General features: G+C 70.0%; 13 protein-coding genes. 7 read left to right on the top strand and 6 right to left on the bottom strand.

Going from position 1 to position 14,212, the window contains the following annotated elements; all coding sequences use genetic code 11:
- Positions 1–85: 85 nt before the first annotated feature.
- Together fabI and fabG are read right to left on the bottom strand one after the other, a co-directional pair.
- Positions 86–853, bottom strand: a complete 768-nt coding sequence (fabI, locus tag AB0O67_RS21250; RefSeq protein WP_365452246.1) for an enoyl-ACP reductase FabI — start codon at positions 851–853, stop codon at positions 86–88.
- 5 nt (positions 854–858) lie between these two features.
- The gene (gene fabG / locus AB0O67_RS21245) at positions 859–1,563 is read right to left on the bottom strand and encodes a 3-oxoacyl-[acyl-carrier-protein] reductase (protein WP_365452244.1); all 705 of its coding nucleotides are present in this window, start codon (positions 1,561–1,563) and stop codon (positions 859–861) included.
- Between the two features lie 241 nt (positions 1,564–1,804).
- On the opposite strand from fabG, the gene AB0O67_RS21240 reads away from it, so the two are divergent.
- From AB0O67_RS21240 to tyrS, 3 genes are read left to right on the top strand one after another with little or no spacing between them, the layout of a single operon-like run.
- A complete protein-coding gene (locus AB0O67_RS21240) occupies positions 1,805–3,328 on the top strand; it encodes a TldD/PmbA family protein (RefSeq protein ID WP_365452242.1) in 1,524 nt (507 codons plus the stop codon).
- Positions 3,325–4,719, top strand: a complete 1,395-nt coding sequence (locus AB0O67_RS21235) for a metallopeptidase TldD-related protein (RefSeq protein WP_365452240.1) — start codon at positions 3,325–3,327, stop codon at positions 4,717–4,719. Before AB0O67_RS21240 ends, AB0O67_RS21235 begins: the two co-directional genes overlap by 4 nt.
- 57 nt (positions 4,720–4,776) lie before the next feature.
- Positions 4,777–6,045: a tyrosine--tRNA ligase gene (gene tyrS / locus AB0O67_RS21230; RefSeq protein ID WP_365452238.1), complete on the top strand. Its 1,269-nt coding sequence runs from the start codon at positions 4,777–4,779 to the stop codon at positions 6,043–6,045.
- 63 nt (positions 6,046–6,108) lie between these two features.
- On the opposite strand, the gene AB0O67_RS21225 is transcribed toward tyrS, so the two are convergent.
- Positions 6,109–6,384: a GlsB/YeaQ/YmgE family stress response membrane protein gene (locus tag AB0O67_RS21225; RefSeq protein ID WP_365452237.1), complete on the bottom strand. Its 276-nt coding sequence runs from the start codon at positions 6,382–6,384 to the stop codon at positions 6,109–6,111.
- A 242-nt stretch (positions 6,385–6,626) separates the two neighbouring features.
- On the opposite strand from AB0O67_RS21225, the gene AB0O67_RS21220 reads away from it, so the two are divergent.
- Both AB0O67_RS21220 and AB0O67_RS21215 read left to right on the top strand, forming a co-directional pair.
- A complete protein-coding gene (locus AB0O67_RS21220) occupies positions 6,627–7,013 on the top strand; it encodes a DUF3099 domain-containing protein (RefSeq protein ID WP_365452235.1) in 387 nt (128 codons plus the stop codon).
- Positions 7,014–7,225: 212 nt separating this feature from the next.
- Positions 7,226–7,441 carry a hypothetical protein gene (locus tag AB0O67_RS21215; protein WP_365452233.1) on the top strand — a complete coding sequence of 72 codons (216 nt, stop codon included), beginning with the start codon at positions 7,226–7,228 and terminating at the stop codon, positions 7,439–7,441.
- Positions 7,442–7,466: 25 nt separating this feature from the next.
- Here AB0O67_RS21215 and moaA read toward each other — a convergent pair whose 3' ends face one another.
- The 3 genes from moaA to AB0O67_RS21200 all read right to left on the bottom strand — a co-directional run bounded on the left by moaA (position 7,467) and on the right by AB0O67_RS21200 (position 10,611).
- Positions 7,467–8,456, bottom strand: a complete 990-nt coding sequence (gene moaA / locus AB0O67_RS21210; protein WP_365452231.1) for a GTP 3',8-cyclase MoaA — start codon at positions 8,454–8,456, stop codon at positions 7,467–7,469.
- Positions 8,457–8,629: 173 nt separating this feature from the next.
- Positions 8,630–10,255, bottom strand: a complete 1,626-nt coding sequence (locus AB0O67_RS21205) for a cation acetate symporter (RefSeq protein ID WP_365452229.1) — start codon at positions 10,253–10,255, stop codon at positions 8,630–8,632.
- Positions 10,252–10,611: a DUF485 domain-containing protein gene (locus AB0O67_RS21200; protein WP_365452227.1), complete on the bottom strand. Its 360-nt coding sequence runs from the start codon at positions 10,609–10,611 to the stop codon at positions 10,252–10,254. The genes AB0O67_RS21205 and AB0O67_RS21200 overlap by 4 nt, the downstream gene beginning before the upstream one ends.
- 336 nt (positions 10,612–10,947) lie before the next feature.
- Between AB0O67_RS21200 and AB0O67_RS21195 the strand changes: the two genes are divergently transcribed.
- A complete protein-coding gene (locus AB0O67_RS21195; RefSeq protein ID WP_365452225.1) occupies positions 10,948–12,471 on the top strand; it encodes a S8 family serine peptidase in 1,524 nt (507 codons plus the stop codon).
- Positions 12,472–12,583: 112 nt separating this feature from the next.
- Positions 12,584–14,098, top strand: coding sequence for a S8 family serine peptidase (locus AB0O67_RS21190; RefSeq protein WP_365452223.1), 1,515 nt, complete (start codon positions 12,584–12,586; stop codon positions 14,096–14,098).
- The last annotated feature ends 114 nt before the right edge of the window (positions 14,099–14,212 follow it).

The following is a 14,212-nucleotide window of genomic DNA, read 5'->3' as shown; positions in this document are numbered from 1 at the left end:
CGAGCGACATGCCGAGGGCTCGCACCCGGCACGGATGCGAGCCCTCGAACAGCGGTGATCAGCCGATCACCGGGCGACCGGTCGATCAGGCGCCGATGGCGTGCAGACCGCCGTCGACGTGGATGATCTCGCCCGTGGTCTTCGGGAACCAGTCGCTCAGCAGCGCGACGACGCCGCGGCCGGCCGGCTCCGGGTCCTTCAGGTCCCACTCCAGCGGGGAGCGGTCGTCCCACACGGAGGCCAGCTCGCCGAAGCCCGGGATGGACTTGGCGGCCATGGACCCGATCGGGCCCGCCGAGATGAGGTTGCAGCGGATGTTCTGCTTGCCGAGGTCACGCGCCATGTAGCGGCTGGTGGCCTCCAGGGCGGCCTTGGCCGGGCCCATCCAGTCGTACTGCGGCCAGGCGTACTGGGCGTCGAAGGTGAGGCCGACGACCGAGCCGCCGTTCTGCATCAGCGGCAGGCACGCCATGGTCAACGACTTCAGGGAGTACGCCGAGACGTGCATCGCGGTGGCGACGGACTCGAACGGCGTGTTGAGGAAGTTGCCGCCGAGCGCGTCCTGCGGCGCGAACCCGATGGAGTGCACGACGCCGTCGAGGCCGCCGAGCTCCTCGCCGACGATGTCGGCGAGGCGGCCGAGGTGCTCGTCGTTGGTGACGTCGAGCTCGATGACCTTGGTGGGCTTCGGCAGCTTCTTCGCGATGCGCTCGGTCAGCGTGGGCCGCGGGAACGCGGTCAGGATGATCTCGGCGCCCTGCTCCTGAGCGAGCTTGGCGGTGTGGAACGCGATGGAGGACTCCATCAGCACACCGGTGATCAGGACGCGCTTGCCCTCGAGGATTCCGCTCATGGTGATCAGTGACCCATTCCCAGTCCGCCGTCTACGGGGATGACGGCTCCAGTGATGTACGAGGCGTCGTCCGAGGCGAGGAACCGCACCGCCGCGGCGATCTCCTCCGGCTGCGCGTAGCGGCGCAGCGGCACCTGCGCCACGTACTCGGCGCGCTGCTCGTCGGAGAGCACCCGGGTCATGTCGGTGTCGACGAAACCGGGGGCGACGACGTTGAAGGTGATGTTGCGCGAACCCAGCTCACGCGCGAGGGACCGCGCGAAGCCGACCAGCGCGGCCTTGGAGGCGGCGTAGTTCGCCTGGCCCGCCGAGCCGAGCAGCCCGACCACCGACGAGATCAGGACGACGCGGCCCTTCTTGGCGCGCAGCATGCCGCGGTTGGCGCGCTTGACGACCCGGAAGGTGCCGGTGAGGTTGGTGTCGATGACCGAGGTGAAGTCCTCCTCGGACATCCGCATCAGGAGCTGGTCCTTGGTGACGCCGGCGTTGGCGACGAGGATCTCCACGGGGCCGTGCTCGGCCTCGATCTCCTTGTAGGCCTGCTCCACCTGTTCGGTGTCGGTGATGTCGCACTTGACGGCGAGGAAACCCGTCGGCGGCTCACCCGAGCGGTACGTGATCGCGACCTTGTCGCCGGCGTCGGCGAAAGCGCGGGCGATGGCGAGGCCGATGCCCCGGTTGCCTCCGGTGACGAGAACCGAGCGGCTCAACGGATCACCCTTTCGATAGCGGTCTGGTACGCCCGCCCGAACACCTGGATGACAGGCGGCTACACCGAAAACCTATCGGCCCGCGGGCTTCCCGGGACATTCGGGCACCGACAGTGGCTCGGGGGCCCCACTGTCGAATCCCTACAGAAAGTTGCGTTCGCGGCGTGGAAACGTGTGGTCCGCGGGACCGCTCCCGCGACATGATCTGACCCGACAGGCGACGACAGCAGGGAGACCCTCGGTGCCTCATACCATCGACGAAGCCTTTACGGCGCTTCCGCTACGCGCTCTGGCCGACGCGGCGCTCGCACGCGCGCGTGCGCTGGGTGCGGAGCATGCCGACTTCCGGCTGGAGCGGGTGCGCAGCGCGTCCTGGCGACTCAGGGACGGCAAGCCGTCCGGGTCGTCGGACACCACCGACCTCGGCTACGCGGTACGGGTCGTGCACGGCGGGACGTGGGGGTTCGCCTCCGGTGTGGACCTGACCATGGACGCCGCCGCCAGGGTGGCCGGTCAGGCCGTCGCGATGGCGAAGCTGTCCGCACAGGTGATCAAGGCGGCCGGGTCGGACGAGAGGGTGGAACTCGCCGCCGAGCCCGTGCACGCGGACCGGACGTGGATCTCGTCGTACGAGATCGACCCATTCACCGTGCCCGACGAGGAGAAGTCGGGGCTGCTGGCCGAATGGAGCGGGCGGCTGCTCGCCGCCGACGGGGTCGACCACGTCGACGCCTCGCTGCTCACCGTGCACGAGAACAAGTTCTACGCCGACACCGCCGGGACCGTGACCACGCAGCAGCGCGTACGGCTGCACCCGCAGCTGACGGCGGTGTCGGTCGACGAGTCGACCGGCGAGTTCGACTCGATGCGCACCGTCGCACCGCCCGTGGGACGCGGCTGGGAGTACCTCCGGGGCACCGGCTGGGACTGGGACGCCGAACTCGACCAGCTGCCCGGGTTGCTCGCCGAGAAGATGCGCGCGCCGAGCGTGCAGGCGGGCCTGTACGACCTCGTCGTCGACCCGTCCAACCTGTGGCTGACCATCCACGAGTCCATCGGGCACGCCACCGAGCTGGATCGCGCGCTCGGCTACGAGGCCGCCTACGCCGGAACTTCCTTCGCCACCTTCGACCAGCTCGGCAAGCTGAAGTACGGCGCGGAGCTGATGAACGTCACCGGCGACCGCACCGCCGAGCACGGCCTCGCCACCATCGGGTACGACGACGAGGGCGTCGAGGCGCAGTCCTGGGACCTCGTCAAGGACGGCACCCTCGTCGGCTACCAGCTCGACCGCCGGATCGCCCGGCTGACCGGGTTCGAGCGCTCCAACGGATGCGCCTACGCCGACTCCCCCGCGCATGTGCCGGTGCAGCGGATGGCCAACGTCTCGTTGCAGCCCGATCCGGCCGGCATGTCGACCGAGGACCTCATCGGGGGTGTGGAGCGGGGCATCTACGTCGTCGGTGACCGGTCCTGGTCGATCGACATGCAGCGGTACAACTTCCAGTTCACCGGTCAGCGCTTCTTCCGGATCGAGAACGGGCGGCTCGCGGGTCAGCTGCGGGACGTCGCCTACCAGGCGACGACGACCGACTTCTGGGGTTCCATGGCGGCTGTCGGCGGCCCCCAGACCTACGTCCTGGGCGGCGCCTTCAACTGCGGCAAGGCCCAGCCGGGCCAGGTCGCGGCCGTGTCGCACGGCTGCCCCTCCGCCCTCTTCCGGGGCGTCAACATCCTCAACACCACGCAGGAGGCCGGTCGATGAGCGCTCCGACGAACAAGCCGCACGAGATCGTCGAGCGCGCCCTGGAGCTTTCCCGGGCCGACGGCTGTGTCGTGATCGCGGACGAGCAGTCGACCGCCAACCTGCGCTGGGCGGGCAACGCGCTGACCACGAACGGCGTCACGCGCGGGCGCACGCTCACCGTCGTCGCGACCGTCGACGGCAGTCAGGGCACGGCGACCGGGGTGGTGTCCCGGTCCGCGGTGACCGTGGCCGAACTGGAGCCGCTGGTGCGCGCCGCGGAGGCCGCCGCGCGGGGCGCGGCACCGGCCGAGGACGCCCAGCCGCTGGTGACCGATGTGCCGCACTCGCCCGACTTCACGGACGCGCCCGCCGAGACGTCGTCCGCCGTGTTCGCCGACTTCGCGCCGGCACTGGGCGAGGCGTTCGCACGCGCGCGTACGGGCGGCCGCGAGCTGTACGGCTTCGCCAACCACGAGCTGACGTCCAGCTACCTGGGCACGTCGGCGGGGCTGCGGCTGCGGCACGACCAGCCGAACGGCACGCTGGAGCTGAACGCCAAGTCCCCCGACCGGACCCGCTCGGCGTGGGCCGGCCGCTCCACGCGGGACTTCAAGGACGTCGACCCGGCGGCGCTCGACGCCGAGCTGGCCGTGCGCCTGGGCTGGGCCGAGCGGCGCGTGGAGCTGCCCGCCGGGCGCTACGAGACGCTGCTGCCGCCGACCGCGGTCGCGGACCTGCTGATCTACCAGATGTGGTCGGCGTCGGGCCGGGACGCGGCGGAGGGCCGGACGGTGTTCTCCAGGCCGGGCGGCGGCACGCGCGTGGGCGAGCGGCTCACCGACCTGCCGCTGACCCTGCGCAGCGACCCGGACGAGCCGGGCCTGGAGTCCGCCCCCTTCGTGCTCGCGCACTCCTCCGGGGGCGACTCGTCGGTGTTCGACAACGGTCTGCCGCTGACGCCCACCGAGTGGGTGGCCGGGGGTGAGCTCAGGCATCTGCTCACCAGCCGGCACAGCGCGGGGATCACCGGGCTGCCGCTGGCACCGCACATCGACAACGTGATCCTCGACGGCGGCGAGGACCGCTCCCTGGAGGAGATGGTCGCGAGCACCGAACGAGGTCTGCTGCTGACCTGCCTGTGGTACATCCGCGAGGTCGACCCGGCCACCCTGCTGCTGACCGGCCTGACGCGGGACGGCGTCTACCTCGTCGAGAACGGCGAGGTGACCGGCGAGGTGAACAACTTCCGCTTCAACGAGTCGCCGGTGGGGCTGCTGGGCCGGGCCGTCGAGGCGGGGCGCACGGAGAAGACCCTGCCCCGGGAGTGGAGCGACTGGTTCACCAGGGCCGCGATGCCGCCGCTGCGGATCCCGGATTTCAACATGAGCTCTGTCAGCCGGGGCGTATAACCTCGTAGGCGGCGGTCACCCGACTGCCCGAAGATCATCCGAGGAGACAAGAGAACCGTGACGGACATCGTCGACGAGCTCAAGTGGCGGGGGCTGTTCGCCCTCTCCACCGACGAGGAAGCACTGCGCAAGGCGCTCGCGGACGGTCCCGTCACGTTCTATTGCGGCTTCGACCCGACCGCGCCGTCCCTGCATGTGGGTCACCTGGTGCAGGTGCTCACCGTGCGCCGGCTCCAGCAGGCCGGTCACCGGCCGCTGGCGCTGGTCGGCGGTGCGACGGGCCTGATCGGCGACCCGCGCCCCACGGCGGAGCGCACGCTGAACGACCCGGAGACCGTCGCCGGCTGGGTGCAGAGGCTGCGCCACCAGATCGAGCCGTTCCTGTCCTTCGAGGGCGAGAACGCGGCCGTGATGGTCAACAACCTCGACTGGACGCAGAACCTCTCCGCGATCGAGTTCCTCAGGGACATCGGCAAGCACTTCCGCGTCAACAAGATGCTGACGAAGGACTCCGTGGCCCGGCGCCTGGAGTCCTCCGAGGGCATCAGCTACACGGAGTTCAGCTACCAGCTCCTGCAGGGCATGGACTTCCTCCAGCTCTACCGGCGGTACGGCTGCACCCTCCAGCAGGGCGGCAGCGACCAGTGGGGCAACCTCACCGCCGGCCTGGACCTGATCCACCGGCTGGAGCCGGACGCCGACGCGCACGCGCTGGCGACGCCGCTGATGACCAAGGCGGACGGCACCAAGTTCGGCAAGACCGAGGGCGGCGCCGTCTGGCTCGACCCGGAGATGACGACGCCGTACGCGTTCTACCAGTTCTGGCTGAACGTGGACGACCGTGACATCTCGACGTACCTGCGGATCCTGTCCTTCAAGTCCCGCGCGGAGCTGGAGGAACTGGAGAGGCAGACGCAGGAGCGTCCGCAGGCGCGGGCGGCGCAGCGCGCGCTGGCCGAGGAGCTGACGACGCTGGTGCACGGCGCCGACCAGACAGCCGCCGTGATCGCCGCGTCCAAGGCCCTGTTCGGGCAGGGCGAGCTGGCCGGGCTGGACGAGCGGACGCTGGCGGCGGCGCTGTCCGAGGTGCCGCACATCCGGGTCGCCGAGCCGGCGCCGGTGGTGGACCTGTTCGCCGAGGTCGGCCTGGTGCCCAGCAAGTCGGCCGCGCGCCGCACGATCAAGGAGGGCGGCGCCTACGTGAACAACACGAAGGTCGACTCCGAGGACGCGGTTCCGGCCAAGGAGGACCTGCTGCACGGGCGTTGGCTGGTGCTGCGGCGAGGCAAGAAGAACCTGGCGGCGGTCGAGGTCACGGGCGCCTGACTCCAGACGTGCCGGGGTGGACGGGGCGGCCTACCGATCGGCGGAGGGCCGCCCGTCCGCACGTCAGGCGCGTCGCTTGTTGCCCCTGAGCTGCATGTACGCCATGTCGCCCAGGAAGACGAGGATGATCGCGGCCACCAGCTGGAAAATGTGGCGGCTCCAGTCGATGCCGGGCGTCTCGGCGACCCCGAAGCCGCGGGCGATGGCGTTGCCCGCGATGGCGCCGATCATGCCCAGGATGGTGGTCAGCCAGAGGGGGATGTGCTGCTTGCCGGGGATGATCGCCTTGGCGATCAGGCCCAGCACGAATCCCACGATGATCGCCCACAGCCAGCCCATGGCTGCCTCCTCGTACGTCTCGACATGAGCATTACGCCCAGTGTCGGCGCGTACCCCGTACGGCGCATGTCGGGTGCCGCCGTACGCGCTACGTACGACGGCGTTCCTCCAGGCTGGAGGCGGACCCGGTCTCGTGGGCGGCGCGGCGGCGGCGTAACGTGGACGCTGTCCGGCCTCGGTTCGGCCGGGTGCTGAGCTGGACGTGCCGGGGAGAGTCCCGAGGCGGGCGGATGGTGAATGTGATGCGGAACAGGCATGGTGACGGCAGCGGCCAGGTTTTCCGGATCACCGGAGCCCGGCAGGGCCTCCAGGAAGACGTCCGCGGCCGGCAGCGCCGCTATGTCATCTCGATGTCGGTCCGCACGCTCTCGGTGATCCTCGCGGCGACCCTGTGGAACGTGGAACGGCACGTCGCGATCGTGGCGCTGGTGCTGGGCGTGCTGCTCCCCTACGTCGCGGTGGTGATCGCCAACGCCGGGCGGGAGAATGTGCCGTCACTGCCGTCGACCTTCGTGGTCGTACCGCCCCCGGTGGCCCAGATCGCGCCGCCGCGGACGGACGGCGACCGTTCCACGGAATCCGTGCCGGAGGACATTATGGGCGATCCCGCGAAGAGACGGCCCGAGTAAAGGACGAAAGACCTCCGCATCAAGGCCTTGTACGGACTCCGGAAAAGCCCGGATCAATCATGTTGTTCCGGTGCCCCGCGACGGGTTGCGCGTGACATACTTCGTAGGCGCTCCGCATCCCCCGTCGGAGCGACAGACCGACGCCGGGCAGCTCCCCCCGTGGCTGCTCGGCGTCGCCTTTTCCGTGTGTCGTGCAGTGGTGAGACGAACCTGTGAGTGACGAGACCCCGATCTGCTCCGCCAAGGGCTGCCGCGCCGACGCCGTGTGGGTACTGGCGTGGAACAACCCGAAGATCCACACGCCGGAGCGGCGCAAGACATGGCTCGCGTGCGAGGAGCACCGGGAGCATCTGTCGCAGTTCCTCGGGGTGCGCGGGTTCCTGAAGGACGTGGTTCTGCTCGAGGACTGGCGGGAGCAGGAGGCCTGATCCGGCCCCCCACTCCCTCCGGTTCTCAGCCGCCGATCGCGGACATCGGCCGGTCCGGCTGGACGAACGTCGGGTCGTCGAGGCCCGCTCCCGCCTTCTTGCCCCACATCGCCAGGCGCCAGATCCGGGCGATCTCCTCGTCCGGGGCGTCCGAGCGCAGCGCCGCGCGCAGGTCGGTCTCCTCACGGGCGAACAGGCACGTGCGCACCTGTCCGTCGGCCGTCAGCCTGGTGCGGTCGCAAGCGGCGCAGAACGGGCGGGTGACCGAGGCGATGACGCCGACGCGGTGCGGGCCCCCGTCGACCAGCCAGCGCTCGGCGGGGGCCGAGCCGCGCGCCGCGTCGCCCTCGGGGGTGAGGTCGAAGCGGGTGCGCAGCGAGGTCAGGATGTCGCCCGCGGTGATCATGCCGTCGCGCTTCCAGCCGTGCTGGGCGTCCAGGGGCATCTGCTCGATGAAACGCAGCTCGTAGTCGTGCTCGACGGCCCAGGCCAGCAGGTCGGGGGCCTCGTCGTCGTTCAGGCCCGGCATCAGCACCGAGTTGACCTTCACCGGGGTCAGGCCCGCCTCGCGGGCGGCGTCCAGGCCCGCTATGACGTCGTGGTGGCGGTCCCGCCGGGTGAGGGTCTTGAAGACCTCGGGGCGCAGCGTGTCCAGCGAGACGTTGACCCGGTCCAGGCCCGCGGCTTTCAGGGCCGCCGCCGTGCGCTTGAGGCCGATTCCGTTGGTGGTGAGGGACATCTGCGGGCGGGGTTCGAGGGCGGCGACACGCTCCACGATGCCGACCAGGCCGGGGCGCAGCAGGGGCTCGCCGCCGGTGAAGCGGACCTCCTCGATGCCGAGGGAGGTGACCGCGATGTCGATGAGCCGCACGATCTCGTCGTCCGTCAGCAGGTCGGGCTTGGCCAGCCACTGCAGGCCCTCCTCCGGCATGCAGTACGTGCAACGCAGGTTGCAGCGGTCGGTCAGCGAGACCCTCAGGTCGGTGGCCACCCGGCCGTAGGTGTCGATGAGCACGTGGCCCCCTCCCTCGTGGTGGATCACACGCAGCGGAACACAATTTTCTCCGACACTGCGAGCCTACGTGACCTCACGGACAACGACTAAGGCCTGATCCCACGAGGTGGGACGCGGCCGCGTCGTAGAGACCCACAGGAGTCCCGACGACGCGGCCGCTTCAGGGGGCGTGCTCAGTGGGCGCCGGTGCCGGTCAGGGACCTGACCTCCAGCTCCGCGTACTTGCCGGTGTCCGGCTCCTCCTTCGACAGGACGGTGCCGAGCCAGCCCATCAGGAAGCCGAACGGGATCGAGATGATGCCCGGGTTCTTCAGCGGGAACCACGCGAAGTCGACGCTGGGGAACATCGCCTTGGGGTCGCCGGAGACCACGGGCGAGAACAGCACCAGGCCGACGGCGACGATCAGGCCGCCGTAGATCGACCACAGCGCGCCCTGGGTGGTGAAGCGCTTCCAGAACAGGCTGTACAGGATGGTCGGCAGGTTCGCGGAGGCGGCGACCGCGAAGGCGAGGGCGACCAGGCCGGCGACGTTCAGGTCGCGGGCGAGAGCGCCGAGGCCGATGGAGACGATGCCGATGAAGACGGTCGCCCAGCGGGCCGCGCGGACCTCCTCCGCACCGGTGGCCTTGCCCTTGCGGATGACGTTGGCGTAGATGTCGTGCGCGAAGGACGACGAGGAGGCCAGGGTCAGACCGGCGACCACGGCGAGGATCGTCGCGAAGGCCACCGCCGAGATCGTGGCCAGGAGGATCGCGCCCCAGGCCGAGTCGACGCCGCCGAGGTGCAGGGCGAGCAGCGGGGCCGCCGTGTTGCCGGACGGGTTGGACTCGATGATCTCGTCCTGCGAGATCAGCGCGGCGGCGCCGAAGCCGAGCGCGATGGTCATCAGGTAGAAGCCGCCGATGATGCCGATCGCCCAGTTGACGGACTTGCGGGCGGCCTTGGCGTTGGGGACCGTGTAGAAGCGGATCAGGATGTGCGGCAGACCGGCGGTGCCGAGGACGAGCGCGATGCCCAGGGAGATGAAGTCCAGCTTGGAGGTGCCGGTGGCGCCGTACTGCAGGCCCGGCTCCAGGAAGGCAGCGCCCTTGCCGCTGTTCTCGGCGGCCGAGCCGAGCAGGTCGGAGATGTTGAAGTTGAACTTCAGCAGCACCAGGAAGGTGATCAGGAGCGTGCCGCCGATCAGCAGCACGGCCTTAATCATCTGAACCCAGGTGGTGCCCTTCATGCCGCCGATGGAGACGTAGACGATCATCAGGATGCCGACGAGCGCCACGATGCCGATCTTGCCCGCGTCCGAGGTGATACCGAGGAGCAGCGAGACGAGGACGCCGGCGCCCGCCATCTGGGCCAGCAGGTAGAAGATCGACACGACGATCGTCGAGGTGCCGGCCGCGGTGCGGACAGGACGCTGGCGCATGCGGTAAGCGAGCACGTCGCCCATGGTGTAGCGGCCGGAGTTCCGCAGCGGCTCGGCCACCAGGAGCAGGGCGACCAGCCAGGCGACCAGGAAGCCGATGGAGTACAGGAAGCCGTCGTAGCCGAACAGGGCGATCGCGCCGGCGATGCCGAGGAACGACGCGGCGGACATGTAGTCGCCGGAGACGGCGAGGCCGTTCTGGAAGGCGCTGAACTGGCGGCCACCCGCGTAGAAGTCGGCCGCGTCCTTGGTCTGGCGGCCCGCCCAGATGGTGATGACGAGGGTCGCGACGACGAACAGCGCGAACAGCGTGATGATGAGCGGGCGGTGCTCGCTGGCCTCGTTGGCCGCGAGAACGGTGTGCTGAACGGGGCTCATGCGCCGCCCTCCATCCGGGACTTGATGGCCTCGGCCTTGGGGTCGAGCTTCGCGGCGGCGTGCCGCGAGTACCACCAGGCGATGAGGAACGTGGTGACGAACTGGGCGATGCCGAAGACGAAGGCGACGTTGATGTTGCCGAAGAGCTTGGTGCCCATGAAGCCGCCCGCGTAGTTGGACAGCAGGACGTACAGCAGGTACCAGGTGATGAAGCCGACGGTCAGCGGGAAGGCGAAGGAACGGTAGGAGCGGCGCAGTTCACCGAACTCCGCGCTGTTCTGCACCTCGACGAACTCCTCGGTCGAGGGGAGTCGATGTTCTGTGTCCTTCGAGGGTGAGGGTGCTTCGGTAGACACGGAGTCTCCTCGTGTTGCGGCTGCTGTGCTGTTGCCAGTGATGTGGATCACGTGAACCGGGCGGCGATGTTAGTGGCCGGGTGCGTGATCCGACAGGGGGCCGCCTCGATCGTGCTCGGGCTCCCTGCTCAACGTCACGGCGCCACGCGAGAACCGGTTCAACCGCCCTGCGTTCTTTCGGAAGTCATCGGCGGAAAACTCCGAAGTCATCCCCGGAAGTGATTGCTGGCCAGCAAGGTCGGGAGATAGCTTCGCCCTGCACCACCCGTCATGTACCTGCCCGAGCACCACCTGTGTCTCGGGCCGGTTTTTGTTTCCGGATGATGTGGAGACCCCATGGCTCATCTGCGTTCCAGACGCCGGCTCGCTCTCGCCGTGCCCGTCGTGCTGTCGCTGACCGCGTCGCTCGGCTTCCTGCCCGCGTCCGCCACGGCCGCCCCGCGCGCGGAGCCCGCCGCCCGGACCGCGGACTCGCCCCAGCTGGCGTACGTCGTCAACACCAAGACGGACCGTCACACGCTCGCGTCGGTACGCAAGGCCGTCGCCGCGGCCGGTGGGACCGTCGTGACCACGTACGACAGGATCGGTGTGATCGTCGCGCACTCGGCGAACCCGGACTTCGGCGCGCAGATACGCAAGGCCCGCGGCGTGCAGTCGGCCGGTGCCACCCGCACCGCCCCGCTGGTCGCCGCGGGCACGACCGACGAGGGCGCGGCCGACTACCTGACCGGTGCTGAGGCCGCGAAGGTGAAGGCGGCCGCCACGGCCGGCAGTGAGCCCCTCGAAGCCGACCAGTGGGACCTGCGCGCGATAGGCGCCGACAAGGCCGCGCAGATCAACCCGGGCAGCCGCAGGGTCACCGTCGCCGTGATCGACACCGGCGTCGACGACACCCATCCGGACCTCGCCGCGAACTTCTCCGCCGGCCAGTCCGCCAACTGTGTCGGCGGCGTCGCGGACACCAGTGAGGGCGCCTGGCGGCCGTACACCGCGGAGGACTACCACGGCACGCATGTCGCCGGTGAGATCGCGGCGGCCCGCAACGGGATCGGCGTGGCCGGTGTGGCGCCGGGCGTGAAGGTCTCCAGCATCAAGGTGAGCGACCCGCACAACGGGCTCTTCTACCCGGAGAACGTCGTGTGCGCGTTCGTGTTCGCCGCCGACCACGGCGTCGAGATCACGAACAACAGCTACTACGTCGACCCGTGGCTCTACAACTGCATGGACGACCCGGACCAGCGCGCGATCGTCGACGCGGTCAACCGGGCCCAGCTGTACGCGCAGAAGAAGGGCACCCTGCACCTGGCGTCGGCGGGCAACTCCAGCCACGACCTGGACTCCGACGCCATCGTCGACAACACCAGCCCCGACGACTCCACCCCGGTCGAGCGCACCATCGACCCGCACGAGTGCTTCGACGTGCCGACGCAGCTCCCGGGGATCGTCACGGTCAGCGCCACGGGCGTGCAGAACCTCAAGTCGTACTACTCCTCGTACGGCGAGGGCGTCGTCGACGTCGCGGCGCCGGGCGGCGACCGGCTCTACCAGATCCCGGACACGCCGTCGCAGAACGGCCGCATCCTGTCCACCATGCCGAACAACCAGTACGGCTTCCTGCAAGGCACCTCGATGGCCTCGCCGCACGCCGCGGGCGTCGCCGCGCTGCTGAAGTCGAAGCACCCCTGGGCGAGCCCGGCGCAGCTGCAGTGGCTGCTCAAGGCGCAGGCGGACAAGACGGCCTGCCCCGAGTCGTACGACCAGAACGGTGACGGCACGCAGGACGCGGTGTGTGAGGGCGGCGCCCGCGTCAACGGTTTCTACGGACACGGCATCGTCGACGCGCTGCGCGCGGTCAAGTAGTCGCTCAGGCGCGGCGCGGCCGGGCCGCCGGCCGCGCCGCCCGTTCCAAGAACTTCCCGCACGGTCCGCTCGTACCGCCCGCAGCCACGAACGAACTGGAGACATGCCCACCATGACAGTGCCTCACCCCCGCTACCGCCGTGCCCTGGTGATCCCGGTCGGGATGGCCATGGCGACCTCTCTCGCCTTCCTGCCGGGCGCCACCGCGTCCGCGGCGCCGGCCCCCGCGCCGGTCACCGCCGACGCCACCTCGCTCAGCTATGTCGTCAACGTCCGCCCCGGAAGCGACTCGGGGCAGGTGAAGAAGGCGATCGCCAAGGCCGGCGGCACGATCGTCATGTCGTACCAGCAGATCGGCGTGATCGTGGTGCACTCGTCGAACGCCGACTTCGCCCGCACGATCAGGAAGGCGCGGGGCGTGCAGTCGGCCGGCTCCACCCGGACGGCGCCGCTGCCCGCGCAGTCGACCACCGACGTCGGCACGCCGAAGGTGCTGACGGCCGACGACCTGGCGGACGTGGACGCCGTCGAGGGCCAGGACCCGCTTCAGCCGCTGCAGTGGGACCTGCCTGCGATCAAGGCGGACAAGGCGCACGAGAAGTCGCTCGGAAGCGACCGGGTGACCGTCGCCGTGATCGACACCGGTGTGGACGACACCCATCCGGACATCGCGCCGAACTTCGACCGGAAGGCGTCCGTCAACTGCGTCACCGGCAAGCCGGACACCACCGACGGCGCCTGGCGGCCCAGCGCGGCGGAGAGCCCGCACGGCACGCACGTGGCCGGCGAGATCGCCGCCGCCAAGAACGGCGTCGGCATGACGGGCGTGGCGCCGGGCGTGAAGGTGTCCGGCATCAAGGTGTCCACCACCGCCGGGTACTTCTACACCGAGGCCGTCGTCTGCGGCTTCGTCTGGGCCGCAGAGCACGGCGTGGACGTGACGAACAACAGCTATTACACCGACCCCTGGTACTTCAACTGCAAGAACGACCCGGACCAGAAGGCGCTGGTGGAGGCCATCACCCGGGCGTCGAAGTACGCGGAGAAGAAGGGCGCGGTCAACGTCGCCGCGGCCGGCAACGAGAACTACGACCTCGCGGCCGACCAGATCACCGACCCGGTCTCCCCCAACGACTCCACGCCCATCGAGCGGGTGATCGACCCCTCGGAGTGCTACGACATACCGACCCAGCTGCCGGGCATCGTGACCGTCGCGTCGACCGGCGCGAAGGGCCTGAAGTCGTCGTTCTCCAACCATGGTCTGGGCGTCATCGACATCGCCGCGCCCGGCGGCGACTCGACCGCGTACCAGACGCCGGCCCCGCCCGCGACCAGCGGCCTGATCCTCGGCACGCTGCCCGGCGGCAGGTGGGGCTACATGGCCGGTACGTCGATGGCCTCGCCGCACGTCGCGGGCGTCGCCGCCCTGATCAAGTCGACACACCCGTACGCCCCGCCGGCGCTGGTGAAGGCACTGCTGTACGCCGAGGCGGACGGCACGGCGTGCACGGACCCGTACGACATCGACGGCGACGGCAAGGTCGACGCGGTGTGCGAGGGGCCGAAGAACTACAACGGCTTCTACGGCTGGGGCACCGCGGACGCGCTGGACGCGGTGAGCAAGTAGGGCTCGAGCCGCGGGGGGGCCCCCGGGGGGGCCCGCCCGGCCGCGCGGGCGGCGCCGGGGGCCCCCGCCGCCCGCGCCGCCGCCCGGGAGCCGGCGGGCGATGTGGGCCCCCGC

This window comes from Streptomyces sp. NPDC086077 (assembly GCF_040686175.1).
Classification (GTDB): Bacteria; Actinomycetota; Actinomycetes; order Streptomycetales; family Streptomycetaceae; genus Streptomyces.
Note: the sequence above shows the minus strand (reverse complement) of the source record. Positions and strands in the feature narration are given on the sequence as shown.